The sequence below is a fragment of the Corallococcus carmarthensis genome, assembly GCF_003611695.1.
Lineage (GTDB): Bacteria > Myxococcota > Myxococcia > Myxococcales > Myxococcaceae > Corallococcus > Corallococcus carmarthensis.
Map to the genome: position 1 here is coordinate 22,305 of NZ_RAWE01000012.1, position 20,203 is coordinate 42,507.

Annotated in this window: 18 protein-coding genes; 8 read left to right on the forward strand and 10 right to left on the reverse strand. The window is 70.4% G+C overall.

Going from position 1 to position 20,203, the window contains the following annotated elements:
- Nucleotides 1-34: 34 nt before the first annotated feature.
- The gene (locus D7X32_RS47465; protein WP_279635560.1) at nucleotides 35-1,369 is read left to right on the forward strand and encodes a hypothetical protein; all 1,335 of its coding nucleotides are present in this window, start codon (nucleotides 35-37) and stop codon (nucleotides 1,367-1,369) included.
- 25 nt (nucleotides 1,370-1,394) lie between these two features.
- On the opposite strand, the gene lplA is transcribed toward D7X32_RS47465, so the two are convergent.
- Complete coding sequence (lplA, locus tag D7X32_RS05645) at nucleotides 1,395-2,423, reverse strand: lipoate--protein ligase (RefSeq protein ID WP_120601472.1); 1,029 nt, start codon at nucleotides 2,421-2,423, stop codon at nucleotides 1,395-1,397.
- Between the two features lie 159 nt (nucleotides 2,424-2,582).
- On the opposite strand from lplA, the gene D7X32_RS05650 reads away from it, so the two are divergent.
- Nucleotides 2,583-3,335 (forward strand): hypothetical protein, encoded by a 753-nt coding sequence (locus D7X32_RS05650; RefSeq protein ID WP_120601473.1) that lies wholly within the window; start codon nucleotides 2,583-2,585, stop codon nucleotides 3,333-3,335.
- A gap of 12 nt (nucleotides 3,336-3,347) precedes the next feature.
- Here D7X32_RS05650 and D7X32_RS05655 read toward each other — a convergent pair whose 3' ends face one another.
- On the reverse strand, nucleotides 3,348-4,133 hold the full coding sequence (locus tag D7X32_RS05655; RefSeq protein WP_120601474.1) for a hypothetical protein: 786 nt from the start codon (nucleotides 4,131-4,133) through the stop codon (nucleotides 3,348-3,350).
- Between the two features lie 278 nt (nucleotides 4,134-4,411).
- Here D7X32_RS05655 and D7X32_RS05660 point away from each other — a divergent pair, with 278 nt between their 5' ends.
- Together D7X32_RS05660 and D7X32_RS05665 are read left to right on the forward strand one after the other, a co-directional pair.
- Nucleotides 4,412-5,341: a lipase family alpha/beta hydrolase gene (locus D7X32_RS05660; RefSeq protein ID WP_120601475.1), complete on the forward strand. Its 930-nt coding sequence runs from the start codon at nucleotides 4,412-4,414 to the stop codon at nucleotides 5,339-5,341.
- 20 nt (nucleotides 5,342-5,361) lie between these two features.
- Nucleotides 5,362-6,417, forward strand: a complete 1,056-nt coding sequence (locus D7X32_RS05665; protein WP_120601476.1) for a lipase secretion chaperone — start codon at nucleotides 5,362-5,364, stop codon at nucleotides 6,415-6,417.
- 7 nt (nucleotides 6,418-6,424) lie between these two features.
- Here the strand turns inward: D7X32_RS05665 and nadE are convergent, their stop codons facing one another.
- From nadE to D7X32_RS05705, 8 genes are all read right to left on the reverse strand, one after another.
- Nucleotides 6,425-7,420 carry an NAD(+) synthase gene (gene nadE, locus D7X32_RS05670; RefSeq protein ID WP_120601477.1) on the reverse strand — a complete coding sequence of 332 codons (996 nt, stop codon included), beginning with the start codon at nucleotides 7,418-7,420 and terminating at the stop codon, nucleotides 6,425-6,427.
- 2 nt (nucleotides 7,421-7,422) lie between these two features.
- The gene (locus D7X32_RS05675; RefSeq protein WP_120601478.1) at nucleotides 7,423-9,021 is read right to left on the reverse strand and encodes a class I adenylate-forming enzyme family protein; all 1,599 of its coding nucleotides are present in this window, start codon (nucleotides 9,019-9,021) and stop codon (nucleotides 7,423-7,425) included.
- Nucleotides 9,022-9,100: 79 nt separating this feature from the next.
- Complete coding sequence (asnB, locus tag D7X32_RS05680; protein WP_120601479.1) at nucleotides 9,101-11,071, reverse strand: asparagine synthase (glutamine-hydrolyzing); 1,971 nt, start codon at nucleotides 11,069-11,071, stop codon at nucleotides 9,101-9,103.
- 7 nt (nucleotides 11,072-11,078) lie between these two features.
- A complete protein-coding gene (locus tag D7X32_RS05685; protein WP_014398060.1) occupies nucleotides 11,079-11,327 on the reverse strand; it encodes an acyl carrier protein in 249 nt (82 codons plus the stop codon).
- 102 nt (nucleotides 11,328-11,429) lie between these two features.
- Nucleotides 11,430-12,026, reverse strand: a complete 597-nt coding sequence (locus D7X32_RS05690) for an acyltransferase (RefSeq protein ID WP_120601480.1) — start codon at nucleotides 12,024-12,026, stop codon at nucleotides 11,430-11,432.
- The gene (locus D7X32_RS05695) at nucleotides 12,023-12,565 is read right to left on the reverse strand and encodes an acyltransferase (protein WP_120601481.1); all 543 of its coding nucleotides are present in this window, start codon (nucleotides 12,563-12,565) and stop codon (nucleotides 12,023-12,025) included. The genes D7X32_RS05690 and D7X32_RS05695 overlap by 4 nt, the downstream gene beginning before the upstream one ends.
- Before the next feature lie 3 nt (nucleotides 12,566-12,568).
- Nucleotides 12,569-13,369 (reverse strand): hypothetical protein, encoded by an 801-nt coding sequence (locus D7X32_RS05700; RefSeq protein WP_244238863.1) that lies wholly within the window; start codon nucleotides 13,367-13,369, stop codon nucleotides 12,569-12,571.
- A 197-nt stretch (nucleotides 13,370-13,566) separates the two neighbouring features.
- Entirely contained in the window at nucleotides 13,567-15,057 is a 1,491-nt protein-coding gene (locus D7X32_RS05705; protein WP_120601483.1) for a mechanosensitive ion channel family protein, read from the reverse strand.
- Nucleotides 15,058-15,140: 83 nt separating this feature from the next.
- Between D7X32_RS05705 and holB the strand changes: the two genes are divergently transcribed.
- From holB to D7X32_RS05725, 4 genes are all read left to right on the forward strand, one after another.
- Complete coding sequence (gene holB, locus D7X32_RS05710) at nucleotides 15,141-16,175, forward strand: DNA polymerase III subunit delta' (RefSeq protein WP_120601484.1); 1,035 nt, start codon at nucleotides 15,141-15,143, stop codon at nucleotides 16,173-16,175.
- Nucleotides 16,172-17,488: a DNA polymerase III subunit delta gene (gene holA, locus D7X32_RS05715; RefSeq protein WP_120601485.1), complete on the forward strand. Its 1,317-nt coding sequence runs from the start codon at nucleotides 16,172-16,174 to the stop codon at nucleotides 17,486-17,488. The genes holB and holA overlap by 4 nt, the downstream gene beginning before the upstream one ends.
- 25 nt (nucleotides 17,489-17,513) lie before the next feature.
- Nucleotides 17,514-17,963 (forward strand): hypothetical protein, encoded by a 450-nt coding sequence (locus tag D7X32_RS05720; protein WP_120601486.1) that lies wholly within the window; start codon nucleotides 17,514-17,516, stop codon nucleotides 17,961-17,963.
- A 336-nt stretch (nucleotides 17,964-18,299) separates the two neighbouring features.
- The gene (locus tag D7X32_RS05725) at nucleotides 18,300-20,198 is read left to right on the forward strand and encodes a M4 family metallopeptidase (RefSeq protein ID WP_120601487.1); all 1,899 of its coding nucleotides are present in this window, start codon (nucleotides 18,300-18,302) and stop codon (nucleotides 20,196-20,198) included.
- Nucleotides 20,199-20,203: the final 5 nt, after the last annotated feature.

Below are 20,203 nucleotides of genomic sequence, written 5' to 3' on the forward strand. Positions count from 1 at the left end.
TCCCCTAGGGGGTCTGGAGATCGGAGACGGAGTCATGGGTTCTCGATGGTGGGTTGGTGTGATTGTCGGCCTGGCCACCCAGGGTGCGTTCGCGCAGACCTCGCCGGTCGCCGCGGATGACTGGGGTGATGACGACGCGTACGTCCAGCAGTCCAACGCGGAGGATTCCGGGCCCATCGCGCCCTCTCCGCCCCCTGACCTGCCCGCCGAGTCACCGACCCCCCGGCCCTATGCCGGCGCGGTCTGGACGTCCGGCCACTGGTACTGGGACGGCGACAGCTGGCAGTTCAAGTCCGGCGGCTGGGTGGAGCGCATGCCCGGCTACCAGTACGTCAACGGCTACTGGGCGCAGGACGGCGACGTCTGGCGCTGGGTGTCCGGCGGCTGGGCGCAGGAGGGCTCCACCGAGGTGGAGATCCCCGTGGAGGTCGCCAGCGAGGACGTGACGGCGACCCAGGCGCCTCCGGCGCTGCGCGTGGAGGCTCCGCCCCCGGCGCCGGCTCCGGACTACACGTGGGCCCCGGGCTACTGGTACTGGGGCATCAACGGCTACGAGTGGGTCTCCGGCTCCTGGATGGAACCGCCGCGTCCGGGCCTGGTGTTCGTGTCGCCGCACTGGATCCGCCGCGGCCCGTCCTGGGTGTTCGTGGGCGGTGGCTGGGGGTGGAACGGCTCGGCGCGCGTCATCGTCCCGGTCTACCGCCACGCCCACATCTCGGTGTCCTTCGGCCGCCCGAACCTGTTCCTGCGCTCGTGGTACCGCTACCCGGGCGTGTCGTGGCGCTACTACGGCTACGGACACAGCCGCTACCGCCCGGGCTACCACTACTCCTCCCGTCCGGGCCCGTACCGGTATGGCCCGCGCTCGCATGATGCGTCGCCCGGGCGCTACAACGGCCCGTCGAACGGCGGCCGTGGCAACAGCCGTCCCGGTCCCTACCGCCCGCAGAGCGGCGGCGGCGTCCACTCGTCGAACAACGGCAACAGCGGAGGCTGGGGCGGCACCCGGAACCCGCCTCCCGGTGGAAATGGAACGAGCGGCGGCGCGCATCAGTCCAGCGGTGGCGGTTGGGGCGGTGGTTCCAGCGGCGGCGGTCGTCCGTCATCCGGCGGCTCGCACCAGTCCAGCGGCGGCGGCTCCGGCGGGTGGGGTGGCGGCAGCTCCGGTGGCGTCCACCAGACCAGCGGCGGCTCCAGCAGCCACGGCGGCGGTGGGCGCTGGGGCGGCGGCTCCGGCGGTGGTGGCGGCTCCTCCTCCCGCGGCTCCAGCGGCGGCGCGTCTCACGGCTCCAGCCGTGGCGGCGGCAACGGCGGCGGCGGTTGGAGCGGCGGCTCCGGCGGTGGCCACGGCGGTGGTGGCCATCGCTGAGTGAAGTGACGGCGGATGGGCCGGGTCAGACCTCGACCTGGCCCATCAGCCACGTCTCCAGCTCTCCCAGCTCGCGCTCCTGCGAGGGGTGACGGGCGCGGACCTCGGCGACGGCCTGCTGCATCCCGTTGCGGCTGTGCGGCTTGCCCACGAGCGCCGCCTGCAGGTCCTGCACGAGGTCCGGGTAGAGCGCATCGGAGAAGACCTGCGCGCGGGTGACGTGTCCGTTCTCCGCGTCGACGTGGACCTCGAAGAAGCCCCACGACAGGTACTCCACCATCTGGTGGCTGAAGCGGGGCGCGTTGCCGAAGCGCCAGTCCCATGACGCGTAGTGATCGAAGGTGCGCTTGAGCGACGGCTGGCTCTCCAGGAACGAGGGCTCCAGCAGCTCCGGCTCCGCGGTGGCGCCGTGGAAGTCGCAGAAGGCCCCCATCATCGCCTTCACCAGCGCTTCATGGGAGGCCTCCGGCTGGAGGTCGCGGATGTTCATCACGCGCGAGCGCACCGACGCGCTGCCCTTGGACTCCAGCTTCTTCGGGTGCGGCGTGAGGTAGTTGGCCAGCCGCGACAGGTTGGCGTGGATGAGGAACGTGCCGTGGTGGAACGCGCGGTCCTTCGTCTCGCGGTACGCGCTGCCGCTGATCTTCCGCGGCCCGTCCTCCAGCGGAATCACCAGGTCGTTGCGCCCGGATGCCTGCGCCGTCACGCCCAGCCGCGACAGCGCGTCCAGCAGGATGCTGATGTTCGCCGTCTTGTTGTAGCCCTCCTTCGCGGACAGGAACGTGAAGCAGGTGTTGCCCAGGTCGTGGAACACCGCGCCGCCGCCGCTCGTGCGCCGCGCGAGGAAGACCTTGTCCTCCTCCATGCGCGTGAGGTTGCACTCGGACCACGGGTTCTGGTTGCGGCCGATGACGACCGTGTTGTCGTTGCGCCACAGGAAGAGCGTCTGGGTGGCGGGATCCAACTCGCGGAAGATCCAGTCCTCGGTCGCGAGGTTGAACCAGGGGTTGTAGGTCTCCGACAGGAGGATGCGCACGCGCGGGGCTTGAGACATGGGCGCGGAGCATAACCGCCCGCCACGTCAATGCAGGGCCTTGCGCCGTCCTGTGGGGGACACCCGGTCCGTCCCGGGGGCGATGGCCGGTGGGGCACCCCTCCGGAAGACTCGTGCGCATGCCGGGCGCGGAAGGCGGGTGCGCTCCAGGGGTCGGCCATGCGTGGAGTGTTCTCCCTGTCCCGTCCGCGTGCGGGCGGGCCGGTGGTGTTGTGGGGTGGGGCGCAGCCGTCCGGCAGCCTCAAGTACCTCACCTTCGCGCGCTACCTGGCCGCGATGCCGCCGGGCTCACGCGGACTGGTGGAGATGTCCGGGGCGTCGAGCGCGCTGGCGCTGGATGTCCTGGGCCGCGAGCGGAGCCTGCCCACGGTGGCCCTGACGGACGCCGCGGGTGAAACGTACCTGCGCGCCCACGGCTTCCAGGGCGAGGTCCGCAAGGCCGGCTCGATGTCGAACATGTTCGAGCAGGCCCACGCGCTGGAGCGCGACGGTTGGTGCTGGCCCCGGCAGCTCACCAACCGGGCCCTGGTGGCGTGCGTGGAGGCCTGGGCGTCGGGGCTCCGCGCGCAGGTGCGGGAGCGCTTCCCCACGGTGAAGCGCGTGGTGTGCGGCTTCGGCACGGGCGCGACGCTGGTGGGCCTGACGCGCGTCTTCACGGTCGGGGGCTTCACCGTCACGGGCCTGCAACCCGCGGCCGGTCAGCCGCTGCCCGGCTGGCGCACGTGGGAGACCCAGAACCTGGGCGCGGAGGACCTGTTCTTCGAGCACCAGCCCCGCCTTCCGTTGGCCACCGCCGCGCCCGCGCCGGATGCCTTCACCGCGCTCATGGAGTGGGCCCGCAGGCAGCCCCATCCAGAGCAGGTGCTCATCGTCGCGCACAACGCCCGGGAACCGGACACCGCCCGCGCTTGAGGTGCCGCACGCCTACCGGTGCATCGCCTCGAGCCGCGCCCGCACGGCGGCCACTCCGTCGCGCGGGAAGGCGGGCACATGGGACAGCTCGCGTTCGGCCAGCCGCAGCAGCGTGCGCGCCAGGGCCGGTGAATCGCCCTCCAGGGCTCGCGCCAGCTCACCGCCGGTCGCCGGATACACGCGCTCCACGCGGCGCACCGGATCCAACCCATCCAACAGCGAAGCCGCGGGCGCGGGGACGTGGCGCGCGAGCAGCAGGCAGAACAGGCGCACCGCTTCGTAGAGCCGCGAGCGCCCACTGAGCCCCTCGCCGCGAGCGTGGCGCCCCACGCCCACCAGCACCTGCGTGAGCCACTGTCCGAACAGCCACGCGTCGTCCGGAGCCGTGCGCTGCAACTCCGAAGCGGTGTCTCGCGCGCGCTCGTCCATGCGCTCCGTCACGCCGCCCTTGTCCGCCAGCACGCGGTAGCGGTTCACGCGCGCGAACGACAACTCCTCCAGGTCGAACACCGCGAACTCCAGCAGGTGCCCGTCCCGGTACACGACCTTGATGCCGTGGGCCGTCTCCCGGAACGCCAGCGCCACGTCCTCCGCGCGGGGCAGCCAGCCGCGGTCCTGTCTCAATGTTTCAGCGTGTCCGGGCCACGCGATGACGAAGAAATCGTGGTCGCTGAAGTCATCCGGCGGGTAGTCGCGCGCGGCCATCGAGCCCAGCGCCACGAGCCCCCGGAAACGGCTGTCCGCGTCAGCCCTGCGCGTCAATTCCGTGGTGAAGGCTTGATAGGCGGCGGTGTCCAAGGGCGTGCTCCTCTGGAAAGGCCACATGCTGCCACTCCAACGCGGAGCGTTGAAGTCGTGTCGCATTGCGTTGAATTGTGATTGCGCGGTGCGTCTCGAAATCCTGACGCATCAAGTCGCAGAGGGAAGGGCAGTCAACGCGTGCGTCTGTCCTGACCCGGAGCTGACATGCTTTTCAGTTAATTCTGAGGTTGGCTTGATTTTTATCAGTGTCTCGCTTTATGGGCTGATTCGCGGGTCAATCCCTTCGATGATCCGCCCCCCAATCAGGAGCCTGTATGCGAAACGCCGTCCGGACCCTCGTTCTGACTGTCGCGGTTCTTGCCCTCTGGGCGCAGCCTGCCCGCGCCGCGGATACGTACACGCAGACGAAGTACCCCATCGTGCTGGCGCACGGCATGGCGGGTTTTGATTCGTTGTTCGGGGTGCTCGACTACTTCTACGGCATCGAGTCGTCGCTGAAGTCGGGCGGCGCGAAGGTCTACATCACGCACGTTCCGCAGTTCAACACGAGCGAGGCGCGCGGCGAGGCGCTGCTGGCGCAGGTGCAGGACGTGCTCGCGCGCTCCGGCGCGAAGAAGGTGAACCTGATTGGCCACAGCCACGGCGGCCTGGACGTGCGCTACGTGGCGGCGGTGCGGCCGGACCTGGTGGCGTCCGTGACGACGGTGGGCTCGCCGCACAAGGGCGCGGACCTGGCGGAATACCTGCGCAACAACCTCAAGGGCGGCTCGTTCACGGAGAGCGTGCTGGCGTACTTCGCCAACAGCCTGGGCACGGTGCTGGGCCTGCTGTCCGGCCACACGCAGCCGCAGGACGCGATTGGCGCCCTGGCGGCGCTGAGCAAGGCGGGCGGCGCTGCGTTCACCGCGAAGTTCCCCGCGGGCATCCCCACCTCGTCCTGCGGCAGCGGCGCGGCGACGGGCACCCAGGGGCAGCGCTACTACTCCTGGTCCGGCACGGACCCCTTCACCAACATCCTGGACGCGTCTGACTACGCCCTGAAGCTGTCGTCCTTCTTCTACAGCGAGTCCAACGACGGCCTCGTGGGCCGCTGCAGCTCGCACTTCGGCACGGTCATCCGCGACAACTACGACATGAACCACCTGGACGAGGTGAACCAGGTGCTGGGCCTCACCGCGTTCTTCACCGACCCGGTGTCCGTGTTCCGCACCCAGGCGAACCGCCTGAAGACCGCGGGCCTGTAATCCCGCTGGAGCGCCCCGCCATGAAGAGCCGCGCCGTCATTCTCGTGGTCGCGCTGTGCGCCCTCCTGGGTGCCGGCGTCTTCTCGTGGTGGAAGGTCCGGGCGGAGGACGCGCCCGGACCCGCTGTCCCGCCGTCCGCCGTTCCCGTCGCGCAAGGCTCCGTGCCGCGCGCGACGTCCCCCGCCGTTCCCGGTGCCGCCGCGACGGGGAGCCCGGATCCGTCGTCCGGTTCGACGCTGCCTCCGCTGCCCGGGTCGCTCCAGGACACGGAGGAGGACGGCGCCGTGCTCGTGGACGCGTCCGGGCACCTGGTGCCGAACGCGGACCTGCGCCGGTTCTTCAGCTACTACCTGTCCGCCACGGGCGAGGAGTCCTCGGCGCTCATCCGCGAGCGCATCCTCACGGCCCTGCGGGCGAAGAAGCTGCCCGCCGCCGCCATGGATGAAGCGGTGCAGGTGCTGGACGATTACCTGTCCTATCTGGAAGCGGCCCGGGGCCTGGCGTCGAAGGGCTCCGCGTCCACGCTGGACACCGCCGAGCGCCTGGAGGCCCTGCGCAAGCTGCGCCGTGAGCACCTGGGTGGCGCCGCCGACGGCCTCTTCGGGCAGGAGGAGGCGGTGGACGCGGTCGCCGTGGAGCGGCTGAAGCTGATGAAGGACGCGTCGCTGACGAAGGAGGAGCGCGAGCAGCGCATCGCGGCGCTGGAAGAACGGCTCCCCCCGGACGTGCGCGCCAGCCGCGAGGAGGCTGTGCGCCCGTTGCGGCAGCAAGCCGTGGAGCAGGAGCTGCTGGCGGCGGGAGCGACGGCGGAGGACCTGCACCAGCACCGGTTGTCCACCGTGGGGCCGGAGGCCACCGGGCGGCTGGAGGCGCTGGACGCGGAGCGCGCGCAGTGGAAGCAGCGGCTGGCGGACTTCCGCGCGAAGCGCGAGGCGCTGGGACGCAGCGAGCCGGATCCGGCCCTGCGTCAGGCCGCGGTGCAGCGGCTCCTGTTCGACTCGTTCACCCCGGAGGAGCGCCTCCGGGTGGAGGCCGCGGACAGCATCGACGCGGCCTCCGGTTCCGGAGGCGGGTGAGTCCGCTTCAGGCGATCTTGAAGGGCTTCAGCTCGCTGACCTCTTCCAGCAGCAGCGGCTGCGCGTGGAGGTACGCGGTGGTGCGGCGCTTCTGGTCGATGTCGTCGTAGACGCGCTGGATCTGCTGCGGCGTGAGGCCCATCTCCGGGGAGACCTCCTCGGGCGTGATGCCGTGGTTCTTCGCCCAGAGGATGAGATCCAACTGCGAGTAGTGCACGGAGAAGTAGAAGTCCTCCTGTGACTGCTCCAGGCTGAAGGTGTCCGTGGTGGGCTCGCGGTTGAGGATGCCGTCGATGACGCCCAGGTGCCGCGCGAGCTTGTACGTCTGCGTCTTGTAGAGGCTGGCGATGGGCTTCACGTCCGCGGCGCCGTCGCCCAGCTTCACGAAGAAGCCCTGGTCATACTCCAGGCGGTTGGGCGTGCCGGACGCGGCGAAGTTCAGCCGGTCCGCGTGGAAGTACTCCATCATCTTGCGCACGCGCTGCTTGAAGTTGGTGGCGGCGACAATCTGCACGTAGGCCTGGGGCGTGAGGCGGAAGCGCTGCTCCTGCCCGTCCACCTGGACCACCACGTAGAAGACGTTGAGGGCGTCCGTGTTGAGCCGGTCGCCGTGCATGACGATCTTCCACTTCATGTCCGGCTGGAACGCGGGGAACACGGAGCGCACGGCCGCGTCGCGCTGCGAATAGCACCCGGCGGCCTCCAGCACGGGCGCGATGTCGTGGAGCGTGTACTGGATGCCCAGCTTCTCGCAGAGCTCGCGGCCCAGCTTGGAGGACAGGCCGCTGGAGTCGCGCTCCGGCAGCAGCAGTCCGAAGACGCGGTCCGGTCCCAGCGCCCGCACCGCCAGCGCGGCGACGCACGCGGAGTCGATGCCGCCGGAGACGGCGACCACCAGACCGCGCTTGCGCAGCTTCTTGAGGACGGCCTCCTTGAGCCCGTCGGACAGCGACGCGGCCTTGGCCTCCCAGTCCAGTTCCAGCACCTGCTTGGAGAACTTCATCGTCACGGCGACCTCGATTCAGGGGAAGAAAGTGAAGACAGCACGCGCGTGCGCAGGTCCGCCTTGAGCACCTTGCCGGTGGGCCCGCGTGGGAGCGCTTCGATGAACAGCACGTGGCGCGGCACCTTGTGGGCCGGGAGCGCTTCGCGGCAGAAGCGGCGGAGGTCGTCCTCCTTCGCGGTGGCGCCGGGGTGGAGGACCACGGCGGCGCACGCGGCCTCGCCGCCCAGGTCGTCCGGCACGCCCACGACGGCGACCTCCAGCACGGCCGGGTGGCGCGCGAGGACGTGCTCTATCTCCGCGGGGCTCACCCGGTGACCGCCCACCTTGAGGATCTCCTTGGCGCGGCCGACGAGGAAGAAGAAGCCGTCCGCGTCGCGCCACGCGAGGTCGCCGGTCCACAGCCAGCCGTCGTGGAGGATGGCGGCCGTGTCGCCGGGGGCGTTGAGGTAGCCGGGGGTGACGTTCGCGCCCTTCGCCACGAGCTGGCCCACTTCACCATCGGGCAGGGGCGTGCCGTCGTCCGCGACCACGGCCAGCGTGACGCCGGGGATGCCCTGGCCAATGGAGCCCGCCTTGTCGGTGGCGCGCGAGGGCGGCAGGTAGGAGAGCCGCGCGGTGGCTTCCGTCTGGCCGTACATGACGAACAGCTCGGCGGGGTGGAAGGCCTCGCGCGTCCAGCGCACGGTGTCCGGGGACATGCCTCCGCCGGCCTGCGTGAGGTAGCGCAGCTTGAGGTTCGCGAGAGAGTCCGGCGCGGCCTGGCGGCGCAGCAGCTCGAAGGTGAGGGGCACGCCCGCGAAGCCGGTGCACGCCTCGGTGGCCATGGCCTCCAGCACGACCTGCGGATACATGAAGCGCGGATCCAGGAACACGGAGCCACCCGCGAGCAGGTGCGTCTGGAGCACGCTCTTCCCGTAGCAGTAGTGCAGGGGAAGGATGTGCATGGCGCGGTCGCGCGGCGTGAGGCCCAGGTACTCCACGATGGAGCGCGTGTTCGCCGCGATGTTGGCGAACGTCTGCACGACGCCGCGGGGCGTGCCGGTGCTGCCGGACGTGTAGACGATGGACGCGGGCGCGTCCGGGGGCAGGGAGGGCAGGGCGGACAGTGGATCCGCGACGGCTTCCGGATCCACGGCGCCGTCTTCCTGGAGCCACGTACACGCCGAGGGCTTCAGTAATCCGAGCATGCGCTCCGGAGGACGGGAGCCGTGAACGACGAAGAAGTGGGTGAGCTGCGCGCGGCCCGTCCAGCGCCGCGCGTCCTGGCCGAAGATGACCGCATGGCGTGCACCCGTCTGCGTGAGGATGCTGGCCAGTGAGTCGGCGCCCGTCTCGCGGTCCAGCTCCACGGCGCAAGCGCCCAGTGCCTGCACCGCGAGCCCCGCCACGGCCGCCGCGCAGCCCAAGGGTAGGGCGATGAGGACCCGAGCACCGGGCTCCACGCCCGAAGCGCGCAGCTGACCCGCGAGCGCCAGCATCCGCGCATCAAGCTGGGCATAGGTGAGCCGCGCCCAGGGGGAGTCCACCGCCGGGGCCTCCGGCGTCGCCTGGGCATGGGCGCGAACCCATGAGGGCGCGGTGTCCGCAGTCGCGCTCATGCCTCCTCCCGCTGCACATGTGTCCACGGCGCCGAGGACAGCGCGAGCGCAATGGCCACCCCGGTGCCTGTAGGTGCGATCACGCGGCCTCCAACTGCACCGCGTCCACGTCCGCTTGAGGCACCGGGCGCGGCTTCAGGAAGTGGTGCGCCAGCAACTGCGTGGACGCCACGGCGAACAGGGCCATGGTGTCCGCCTCGCTCTCCGCCGAGTTCGGCGCCCGCAGCTTCGCGACCAGCCGCTCCACCTTGCGCGCATCGAAGACGCCCGTCGCCGCCACTGCCTCGGGGGCCAGCAGCTCGCGCGCCCACGCGGGCGCATCCGGGCCCACCAGCGCTCCCGCGATGGGGGCGCGGTACGGGAACTTGCTGCGCTCCAGGATGGATGCAGGCACACGGCCCTTCGCGAAGCGCTTGAGCAGGTGCTTCTCGTCCAGGCCTCGCAGGCGCAGCCGCTCTGGCACCCTCGCGGCGAACTCCATCACGCTCGTGTCCAAGAACGGGAAGCGTCCCTCCACGGCGTTGCCCAGCAGCATGCGGTCGCCTTGCGCGGACAACAGGTATCCGGACAGCAGCGTGCGCGCCTCCAGGTACTGTGCCCGCGCCAGTGGCCTCCACTTCGCCACCGCGTCCGGCACCGTCGCGAGCACCGACGCCACCGGATCCTCGTCCGCCACCTTCGCGGCGAACTCCGGCGCGAGGAAGCGCAGGATGCGGCCGCTGTTGCCCCACCGCACCAGGTGCGAGAACCCCAGCGCGTCTGGCGTCTCCAGTCCCGTGCCGAAGAACTCGCGCAGCAGCTCCACGTTCTGCTGGCTCACCGACAGCGTCGGATACAGCCGGCGCAGCAGCAGCGGCCGGTACTTCGACGCCGGCTGGCGCGCCCAGAACTGGCGCACCTGCGTCTCCTTGAAGAGGTCGTAGCCGAGGAACATCTCGTCCGACCCTTCACCCGTCAGCACCACCTTGATGCCCTGGTCGCGCACCCACCCGGAGAGCCGCAGGAACGGCGCGGGCGCGGAGCGCATCATCGCCTGCTCCGCGTGGAAGATGACGCCCGGCACCAGCGCGCCAATGTCCCCGTCGCGCATCTCCACCACGCGGTGCTCGGTGCGCAACTGCTCCGCGACCGCCGCCTGGTGCGTGCGCTCGTCGAACCGCGCGTGCGCGAAGCCCACGGAGAACGTCCGCAGCGTGCCGCCCAGCTGCTCCTGCGCCAGCGCGCACAGGAGGCTGGAGTCCAACCCGCCCGACAGGTACGCCGCCACCGGCACGTCCGCGCGCAGCCGCAGCCGCACCGCCCGGTCCAGCACCGCGCCCAGCTCCTCCAGCAGCCGGGGCGCATCCGCCGCGTCCGGCGTCACTCCGAAGTCCAGGTCCCAATAGCGCTGGAGCGTCAGCGTTCCATCGCGCCACTTCGCCACGTGCGCGGGCGGCAGCAGCGACACGCCCTCGAAGGACGTGCGCGGTGCCACCGGTGCCCAGAGCTGGAACGTCTGCTTGAGGCCCCGCGCGTCCAACGCGGGCGTCACGAGTCCCCCGGCGAACAGCGCCTTCGCCTCCGACGCGAAGGCCAGGTGGCCTCCCGGCAGCTGCGCGTAGAACAGCGGGCAGATGCCCACGCGGTCGCGCGACATCCACAGCGTGCGGTCGCGCGGGTCCCACAGCGCGAAGGCCCACTGGCCCTCGAAGCGGCGCACGCAGTCGATGCCCCACGTCAGGAACGCCGCGAGGATGACCTCCGTGTCGGAGCGCGTGCGGAAGGCATACGCCCCCGACAGCTGCTCGCGCAGCTCCACGTGGTTGAAGATCTCTCCGTTGAAGACCACGGTGAGGCCGGTGGCCTCGTCGCGCATCGGCTGGTGGCCGGAGGCCAGGTCCACGATGGACAGCCGCGCGTGCCCCAACGCGGCGCCGTCCAGGAGCAGGGCCCGCTGCGCGTCCGGCCCCCGGTGCTTGATGCTGGCGGTCATGCGGCGCAGGCGGTCGGCATGAATCGCCGGAGCCGCGGCGTCACCCGCCGGGAAGGTGAACCCCGCGATGCCGCACATGGGCGTCTCAGCTCGCCTTCGCCAGCGACTGCTTGCGGTCCACGAAGGCCACCACGCGCGACAGCGAGTCCAGGTTCTCCGGCACCAGCTCCTTGTCGTCGAGCTTGATGTGGAACTCCGTCTCGATGAAGGCCACCAGCTCCATCATGCCCGTGGAGTCGATGAGGCCCTTGCGCAGGAACGAGTCGTCGTCCGCGAAGTCGTCCACGAAGAAGGTGTCGACGATGAAGGTGCGAAGCGTGTCACGCGTGCTCATGGGGTGAGTCCTGTCTTTCCAAACGGGGTGTGGAAGGGCGATGCGGAAAAGAACGCGCCCGGCGCGTTTTGCTGAGCGCCGGGCGAAAAGGGGGACGGGCCGTCAGGTGCCCGTGGCCTCGCGGGCCACCAGGTCCAGGCTCATGCTGCGCGCCGGGTTGCCCATGGCGAGCGAGTCCGGGGGCACGTTCTGCGAGACGATGCTGCCGGCGGACACCACCGACCGCGCGCCAATCCGCACGCCCGGCAGCAGGATGGCGCCGTGGGCCACCCAGACGTCGTCCTCGATGATGATGGGGGCGATGCGCTGGCCATCCCGGTCGCTCACCCGCACGAACGACGCGAACATGCACCGGGCGCCGATCTGCACCGACTCCCAGGCCTCCACGGACGCGCCGTAGTTGAACTGGGTCTCCGAACCCACCAGCAGCCGGGCGTGCTCGTAGCAGACCACCGACGTGGGCAGCATGCCGCCCAGGAACGTGAGCTTGTCGCCCAGCTCCGCGTGGCCGTCGTTGCGCGCGGTCACCGGGCCATACGCCGCCACGTCCCGGCCCATGCGGAAGTCGCGGAACAGCCAGCGCGCCCGAGCGACGGCCACCATGCGTTCGGCACGGGGGAACACCTCCGTGCGCACCATCTGGAGGCCCGTGCGCGCCAGCTGGAGCGCCTCCTCCCTGGAGGGGATGGCGGGCTTCATCGCGCCCCCTCGCGCCGTAGCACGCGGGCCGGAGAACCGCCCACCGTCACGCCCGGTGGGATGCGCCGGGAGATGACCGTGCCGGAGGCCACGCTCGCGCCCTTCTGCAGGTGCGTGCCCGGCAACAGGATGGAGCGGCTGCCCACCGTGACACCTTCCTCCACCATCAGCGGCACCGACTGCGGCCGCTCGTGCCGGTTGCCGCGGACCGGGTGGTACATGTTGTCCATCAGCTTGCACCACATGCCCAGGCGGCTTCGCGCGCCCAGCGTCACGCATGACTGCGCTTCGATGGAGCTGCCTCCCTCGATGGTCACGTCGTCTTGAATCACGATGCGTCCCCCCCGCTGCGCATGCAGTTCGATGGGCGCCATCCGCGCGTCGAACACCACGCGGTCACCGATCTGGACTTCACCCTCGCCGTGAATCCAGACACGCCCCCAGACGGTGGGGGTGGCGCCCACGGACTCGCAGCGGCGCAGCTTCAAACGTGCGACAGCCGGCCCCAGGCCGAGCATCATCATGAACCGAGCGCGCATGGCTCAGGGCCCGGCCTTCGCGGAGGCAGGCGCTTCGGGTAGCGCCGCCAGGAAGGCGATGAGCGCGGAGGCCACGCGCGCCTGCCCCTGCGCGTTGAGGTGGCCACCGTCGTCCGACCAGGCAGGCACCAGCGCCGGGTACGCACGGCCGTTCACCTCGTACGTCTCGCGGGTGCCATCCGCCCGCGACGACTCCAGCGCCGCCAGGTCGAACAGCGGTTCCTTGCCGCCGTAGGTCTGCCGCATGAGCGCGTTGAACGCCTCGCGCGACACGTTCTCCCCCACGCCATAGACAGGACGCCCGCGCAGCTCGTTGAACCACGCCTTCGCCCCGCGCTGCACCGTCGTCAGCGGCGCGGTGACGTGCACGAAGGTGACGCCCGGGTGGCGCGACTTCAGCCCCGCGAGCGTGGTGCGGTACTTCTCGAAGAGCGCCTTCGCGTCCGTGCTGGAGGTGAAGTCGATGTAGCAGAACTTCATCAGCGCCACGTCCACCTGCTTCGCGACGCCGCCGTCCAGCAGCCGCTCGAAGTGCGCCAGCTTCGTCTCCGGCTGCTCGTTCTGTCCCACGAACGCGTGCGCCAGGGTGCCCGGCGGAATCGTCGCGTTCGCGTCCTTCACCTCCACGATGGCGGGCGCCGCCGGGTTCGGCGAAGGCAGCAGGCCCCGCACGCCGTCCAGGATGTTGCCGCCCACCGACTGGTGGCCGAAGAACACCCGGCGGTGCGTCAGCCGCTCCAGTCCCGCGAGCGTCGTGTCGGGCTTCACCTGGGCCGTGGCCGCCGCGCTCTGGGGCAGGGCCATCAGCAGTGCACCTGGAAGGAGCAGGGCACCTAATCGCGCGGGAAAGCCACGAATGACTTGCATATGTGAACCTTTAGACCCTTCCGCCGCCGAGCGTCAAAGGCCCTGGCGTCACGGTTGGATGCATGCCTCCCAGGCCGCCACGCATCACCCGTCAGAGGGTCGTGATTGCCCCGGAGTGACGTTGGGGAAACCCCCTATTCGTGCGTGAGGCCGAAGAGGGCGCGCAGCCTTCCGAGGATGCGGCCTGCCTCCGGCGAATGGTCCGGCCCGCCACCGGAGGCCTGGGCCACGGCGCGCAGCTGGGTGCGGCGCTGGGCGAGCAGCGCGGACAGCTGCCGGGCGAGGCCCGGGTAGTCGGAGAACAGCCGCGCGAAGGTGGGCCGGTCCAGCTCCAGCAGCACGGAGTCCTCGAGCGCGACCACGGTGGCGGCACGGCGCTCTCCGGTGAGCAGCGACATCTCCCCGATGTAGTGGCCCGGCCCCAGGCGCGTGATTTCGGACTGGAGCGTGCCGGCGCGCACGCTGACCTCGCCGGAGGCCACGACGTAGAAGGTGCCGCCCTCGTCGCCCTCCTGGATGATGCGCTCGTTGCGGCCGAAGCGGCGCACCACCACCTCGCAGCGCAGGCGCTCCAGCTCCTCCGGGCCCAGCGGCGCGAAGAGGTCCACCTGGCGCAGCAGCTCCCGCACCGTGTCGTCGGCCAGCTCGCGGCGGCGGTGTCCCGCCTCACGGCGCAGGGTCACCGTGCGCTGGGCGTGGGGCAGCTCCAGGCCCTCGCGGCGCAGCCGGTACCACAGCCGCGTGTGCAGCTCCTCCCGCACGGTGTCCGACAGCGCGAAGTCGTTGAGGAAGACGCGGATCATGTACTGCGCGTTGGAGTCGGTGAAGGCCACCGTGCGCGCCAGGGGCGGCGGCTGCACCAGGACCTGGGGAATCTCCCGCGCCACGTCCAGCAGCGCCTGCTTCACCTGGTTGGGTGGCGCGTCCAGCGACACGCCCACCTGCATCTCGATGCCCACGGGCTCGCGGTGCTGGGTGAAGTTCTTCACGTGCTCCTTGCCCACCATGCTGTTGGGCAGGGTGATGACCTCGCGCCGGAAGTTGGCGATGCGGATGGAGCGCCACCCGATGTGCACCACCCGTCCGGTGTGCTCGCCAATGCGGATGAAGTCACCCACCTCGAACGGCCGGTCCAGCTGCAACGACAGACCCGCGAAGAGGTTGCCCAGCGTCTCCTGGAGCGCGAGGCCGATGACCACCGTCAGCACCGCGGACGTGGCCACGAGCCCCGCCAGGTCCAGGTTGAGCTGGCTCTGGAGGATGGGGAGGGTGGCGAGCGCGTACAGCGTGAAGTCGATGACGTCGCGGAGAATCTTGGGCGTCGTCACCGGCGAGCGCATCCGCACCAGCTTCAGCGCGAACGCCACCGCGGCCCGGATGACGCCGTAGGCGAACGTGAGCATCCAGCCCACGTGCACGAACTTGTACAGGCCTGGCGGCGTGGTGGCTTCCGGCAGCAGGCGCGACGCCAGCCGCAGCACCAGGAAGGCGACCAGCATCCGCACCGCGCCGCGCAAATCGTCGCGCAGGTCCGGGTCGCGGGTGGTGCGCTGGATGCCCAGCAGGAGCACCGTCAGGACGGAGCCCGCCAGCAGGGGGAGGTGGCCTTCGAGGAAGTTCAGCACGCCCGGCGAATCAGACCGGTGGCGCGCGCACGGGTCAAGGTGGCGGTTGACGGGTGCCCTCCGAGCGGAGATACACGCCCCCCATGACGCTTGCCTCGGTGCAGGGACAGCCCCGCGCGATGGATGCGCTCCAATCCGCCCTGCGGTCCGGCTCGGTGCATCACGCCTACCTGTTCGCCGGGCCAGAGGGGGTGGGCAAGGAGCTGGCCGCGGTGGGACTGGCCCAGGCCCTCACGTGCCCGGAGGCCCCGGAGGTGGGCTGCGGCAAGTGCGCCAGCTGCCTGCGCCTCGCCAAGGGGCTGCACCCGGACGTCACCTGGGTGATGCCGGACGACGAGCGCGTGTCGCGAGGACTCGCGGGCCGTTCGGACTTCACCGGCACCCCCAGCCGCGAGCTGCGCGTGGAGCAGATCCGGCAGCTCCAGGAGCGGCTGGCGCTGCGCGGCCTGGAGTCCAGGCGCAAGGTGGCCATCCTGGTCAGCGCGGAGCAGATGAACGTCCAGGCGCAGAACGCCTTCTTGAAGACGCTGGAGGAGCCGCCCGCGGAGACCACCCTCATCCTGGTGGCGAGCGCCATGGACCGGCTGCTGCCCACCATCCGCAGCCGGTGCAGCAAGGTGTACTTCGGCCCGCTGCCGGTGGACCTGGTCGCACGGCACGTGCAGCAGGAGCGCAAGCTGGACGCGGACACCGCCGCCCTGGCCGCGGTGATGTCCGGGGGCAGCCTGGGCCGCGCGCTCGCGCTGGACGTGGACGCGCTGAAGGAGCGCAAGGACGTCCTCACCGCTTTTGAATCCCTGAGCGGCGACGACATCCCCGCGCTCCTGCGCTTCGCGGAGGCCCATGGCGGCTCGCGCGAGGACGCGGACACGGCGCTGGAGCTGCTCATCTTGTGGACACGGGACGTGGCGCTCGCGAAGGCCGGGGCGGAAGAGGCGCTGGCGAACCGGGACCTGAAGGTGCTGGCGCAGGAGGCGGCGAAGCGCACGTCGGAGGCCGCGCTGCACCGGCGGCATTCGCTGCTGGAGTCGGCGCGGACGGCCATCGGCTCGCGCAACGGCGCGCCCCGGTTGCAGCTGGAGCGGCTGCTCATCGAACTGTGCGTGGAGGGCCGATGAGCGCGGACATGGACGAGGTGCTGGCGGAGGTGAAGGGCGGCAAGGTGTGGCCGCTGTACCTCCTGTGGGGCGAGGAGTTCCTGGTCCGCAAGGGCGCCGACGAGCTGGTGAAGACGCTGGTGCCGGACGCGGCCATGGGGCTCAACCTCGCGGTGCTGGACGCGGCCTCCCCGCGCGAGGTGGCGCAGGAGCTGGCCACGATGCCGCTGTTCCCCGGGCGCAAGGTGGTGCTGGTGCGCGACCCGGAGTTCCTCGCGCCCAAGAAGGGCAAGGGCGACGCGCTGGCCAAGGCGCGCGACGCGTGGAAGGCGGGCAAGCGCAAGGAGGGCGCCCGGCGGCTGCTGGCGCTGGCGGGCCGCGCGGGCTGGGGCGTGGATCAGCTGGATCCCCGCGTGCCCGGCGCTCCCTCCGTGGAGCAGTGGAAGGACGAGCTGAACGTGGACCTGGCGGAGGCCGACCTGGCCTTCCTCCAGGAGGCGGCGGCCTTCTGCCGCGACGAGCGCATCAGCGCCCCGGAAGGGGACGCGTCCGCGCTGCTGGAGCTGCTCCAGAAGGGCGTGCCGCCGGGGCACGCGCTGGTGCTGGCGGCCACGGACGTGGACTCGCGCAGCCCGCTGCTCAAGTTCGCGCAGGACAAGGGCCGCCTCTTCGAGCGCAAGGTGGCCGCGCGCCACAAGGACCTGGACCTCAGCGAGATCGCGAAGGAGTTCCTGGTCCCCTTCAAGAAGAAGCTGGGGCCGGGCGCGCTGGAGGGGCTGAAGGAGCGCATCGGCGGCAACATCCGGCTGCTCCAGTCGGAGCTGGAGAAGCTGGCCGTCTATTCGGAAGGGCCCACCATCGAGGCCCAGCACGTGGCGCTGCTGGTGCACCACGCGCGCGAGGAGGAGTTCTTCGAATTGACGGAGGCGCTCCAGAAGCGCGAGCTGCGTGACGCGCTCTCCTATGCCGAGGACGCGATGGGGCAGGGCACGCACGCGCTGCAGTTGCTGGGCGCGGTGGCGTCCATCGTCCGCTCGCTCTTGGAGAACCACGCCTGGCTGGAGAAGTACGCCGGAGGCCAGCCGCCGCGCACCGGCCGCGACGTGGAGTCGCGCATCCTCCCGAAGCTGGAGGCGGAGCTGAAGGCCTCCAAGCGCAAGACGCCCAACGCGTGGGCGCTCGCGTTCGGCATGCAGGCCGCCGCCCGCTACGAGCGCCGCGAGCTGCTCAACGCCCTGGTGGCGTGCGCGGACGCGGACCTGGCCCTGAAGTCCTCGGCCAGCGGGAAGCTCGTCATCGAACGGCTGTTGTGGACGGTGTGCACCCGCGCCTGAAGGGGCCCGGGCTGAAGGAGCCGCCATGGCGGACAAGCGACGCTTCGACCTCTTCGCGGACCTGCTCGTCACGCGCTTTCCCCAGGCCCAACGCGTCTATGACGTCGCCGGCGGCATGGGGAAGCTGAACGAGTCCCTCACCCAGCGCGGGCGCACCGTCACCACCTTCGACCTGCGCCACAAGCACCTGCCCGTGCGGTACGCGCAGCGCATCTTCACGCTGGAAGAGCCGTGCGAAGCGGAGCTCGTCGTGGGCATGCACCCGGACGGCGCCACGCGGATCATCATCGAGTACGCCGCACGCCACGGGCTGGGCTTCGCCGTCGTTCCTTGCTGCTCCGACAATGGGATGCCCTACAAACCGTGGATGCGGCACCTGGCCGACGTGGCCCGCGACGCTGGCTTCCCCACCGTGGAAGAGGCCGAGCTCTCCATGGATGGGCGTGCCCGGGTCCTGCTCGGCGTGTGGCGTTGACGCACGGCGCGCGAATTCGCGGTCATCCTTTGCACACCAAGAAAAAGCCGCCAACCTTGGATTGCTCGAATAGAGGACACACCCGGTGTGCACTGTCATGGTTCAGGACAGGTGCCCGCGAACGCCGAAATCCCCAGCAAGACCGGGTGTTTGCGCCAGAGGCGTAACGTCAGCTTCCACATTACAGAAGATTTACTGGGCGCTGATGTGCCAGCCGCTTTCTGATGCTTCGCCGTACTGCGAGGTATTTCGCGGACTTAATGAGTTGGCCTGAAGAATGCTGAAAGGAGCGCTGCCCCGGCGACCACCCCCTTGCGCCGGGCAGGAGGCCGTACCTTGGTTCGCACCCGTTTCGTTTCAGCCCTGCTGGCCCTTCCCCTCGCCGCTTGCGGCGTCGGTGAGATGGACACCAACACGCAGAATGATCAGCAGAAGCCGGATGAAGTCGCCGAAGTGCAGAACGCCCTGAGCGTCATTCCTGGCGCCCAGATCGTCGGTACCAACGCGGATGGGACGCCGCACACCATCCAGGGCCGCCTGGGCCAGGCGGATCGCCCGCTGACGGGCTTCGCCGCCGCGGACGTGCACACGGCCATCGCCGGCTCGCTGCCCTCCATCGCGTCGCTGTTCCGCCTCACCGCTTCCGACCTGCAGGTCCGCCGCATCTCCGTGGACGACCAGGGCGTTTCGCACATCCGCTACGCGCAGACGCTGAACGGTCTGCCGGTGGTGGGCGAGGAGCTGGTGGTGCACGTGGACCGCTCGGGCGCCATCTTCGGCGCGAACGGTTCCGCGCGCTCCGGTGCCGCCGTGTCCGCGCGTCCGCTGGTCGCCGCGGAGGCCGCCAAGACGGCCGCGGTGCGTGACACGCAGGGCACGGGCCTGGCCGCGGAGAGCGCGCGCCTGGTGTACGTGAAGGCCGAGCAGGACGGCCGCCTGCGCCTCGCGTACGAGGTGAAGGTCACGGGCGAGTCCGCCCTGATGCCGCTGCGCGACCGCGTCTATGTGGACGCGCTCAACGGCGCCACGCTGCTGCGCGTGCCGGAGATCCACACCGCGCTCAACCGCAAGGTCTACAGCGCGAACAACGGCACCACCACCCCGGGTACGCTCAAGCGCAGCGAGGGCCAGGCGGCCATCGGTGACGCGCATGTCGACATGAACTACGACATGCTGGGCTACACCTACGACTGCTACAAGACGAACTTCAACCGCGACTCGCTGAACAACGCGGGCCAGACGCTCGTCAGCACGGTGCACTACAGCCGCAACTACGTGAACGCCTACTGGGACGGCACCCAGATGGTGTACGGCGACGGCGACGGCGTGAACTCCATCGAGCTGGGCAAGGACGCGGACGTCACGGTCCACGAGCTGACCCACGCCGTGACGGAGAACGAGTCCAACCTCACGTACTCCGCTCAGTCCGGCGGCCTCAACGAGGCCATGTCCGACACCTTCGGCGCCATCTGCGAGAGCTGGAAGTCCGGCACGTGGAGCACCGCGGCGGACATCTGGAAGGTCGGCGAGGACGTGTGGACCCCCGGCACGGCCGGTGACGCGCTCCGCTACATGGACGACCCGGCGAAGGACGGCGCGTCCATCGACTGGGCGCCGAACTACAGCGGCCAGGACGTGCACTACACCTCCGGCGTCCCGAACCTGGCGTTCGCGCTGCTCGCCAAGGGTGGCACGCACCCGCGCGGCCGCAGCACCATCAACGTGGCGGGCATCGGCGTCCAGAAGGCCGGTCAGATCTGGTACTACGCCAACGCCAACCTCTACACGGCTGGCACCACGTACGAGCAGGCGAAGACCTGGACCATCCAGGCCGCCGTGGCGCTGGGCTACGACGCCGCCACGCAGGCTTCCGTGAAGGCCGCCTGGGAAGCGGTGGGCGTGGGCGTGACGGTTCCGCCCCCGACCTGCACCACGCTGACCAACGGCGTCGCGAAGACGGGCCTGTCCGGCGCCGCGAGCTCCGCGAACTACTACTGCATCGACCTGCCGGCCTCCAAGGCGTCCACCTACGTGATGAGCGGCGGCACGGGCGACGCGGACCTGTACATCAAGTTCGGCGCTGCCCCGACGACGACGTCCTACGACTGCCGTCCGTACCTCTCCGGCAACGCGGAGTCGTGCAGCGCGGCGGCGAAGACCGCGGCGGGCAAGATGTACATCATGGTGCGCGGCTACTCCGCGTACAGCGGCGTGTCCCTCAAGGCCACGTACTAGTCCCT

What these genes read in the sequence shown, in the direction of transcription:
- D7X32_RS05650 (WP_120601473.1), top strand. Translation starts at nt 2,583, where the DNA reads ATGCGTGGAGTGTTCTCCCTGTCCCGTCCGCGTGCGGGCGGGCCGGTG.
- holB (WP_120601484.1), top strand. Translation starts at nt 15,141, where the DNA reads ATGACGCTTGCCTCGGTGCAGGGACAGCCCCGCGCGATGGATGCGCTC.
- D7X32_RS05665 (WP_120601476.1), top strand. Translation starts at nt 5,362, where the DNA reads ATGAAGAGCCGCGCCGTCATTCTCGTGGTCGCGCTGTGCGCCCTCCTG.
- holA (WP_120601485.1), top strand. Translation starts at nt 16,172, where the DNA reads ATGAGCGCGGACATGGACGAGGTGCTGGCGGAGGTGAAGGGCGGCAAG.
- nadE (WP_120601477.1), bottom strand. Translation starts at nt 7,420, where the DNA reads ATGAAGTTCTCCAAGCAGGTGCTGGAACTGGACTGGGAGGCCAAGGCC.
- D7X32_RS05695 (WP_120601481.1), bottom strand. Translation starts at nt 12,565, where the DNA reads ATGCGCGCTCGGTTCATGATGATGCTCGGCCTGGGGCCGGCTGTCGCA.
- D7X32_RS47465 (WP_279635560.1), top strand. Translation starts at nt 35, where the DNA reads ATGGGTTCTCGATGGTGGGTTGGTGTGATTGTCGGCCTGGCCACCCAG.
- D7X32_RS05685 (WP_014398060.1), bottom strand. Translation starts at nt 11,327, where the DNA reads ATGAGCACGCGTGACACGCTTCGCACCTTCATCGTCGACACCTTCTTC.
- lplA (WP_120601472.1), bottom strand. Translation starts at nt 2,423, where the DNA reads ATGTCTCAAGCCCCGCGCGTGCGCATCCTCCTGTCGGAGACCTACAAC.
- D7X32_RS05660 (WP_120601475.1), top strand. Translation starts at nt 4,412, where the DNA reads ATGCGAAACGCCGTCCGGACCCTCGTTCTGACTGTCGCGGTTCTTGCC.
- asnB (WP_120601479.1), bottom strand. Translation starts at nt 11,071, where the DNA reads ATGTGCGGCATCGCGGGGTTCACCTTCCCGGCGGGTGACGCCGCGGCT.
- D7X32_RS05690 (WP_120601480.1), bottom strand. Translation starts at nt 12,026, where the DNA reads ATGAAGCCCGCCATCCCCTCCAGGGAGGAGGCGCTCCAGCTGGCGCGC.
- D7X32_RS05700 (WP_244238863.1), bottom strand. Translation starts at nt 13,369, where the DNA reads ATGGCCCTGCCCCAGAGCGCGGCGGCCACGGCCCAGGTGAAGCCCGAC.
- D7X32_RS05720 (WP_120601486.1), top strand. Translation starts at nt 17,514, where the DNA reads ATGGCGGACAAGCGACGCTTCGACCTCTTCGCGGACCTGCTCGTCACG.
- D7X32_RS05675 (WP_120601478.1), bottom strand. Translation starts at nt 9,021, where the DNA reads ATGAGCGCGACTGCGGACACCGCGCCCTCATGGGTTCGCGCCCATGCC.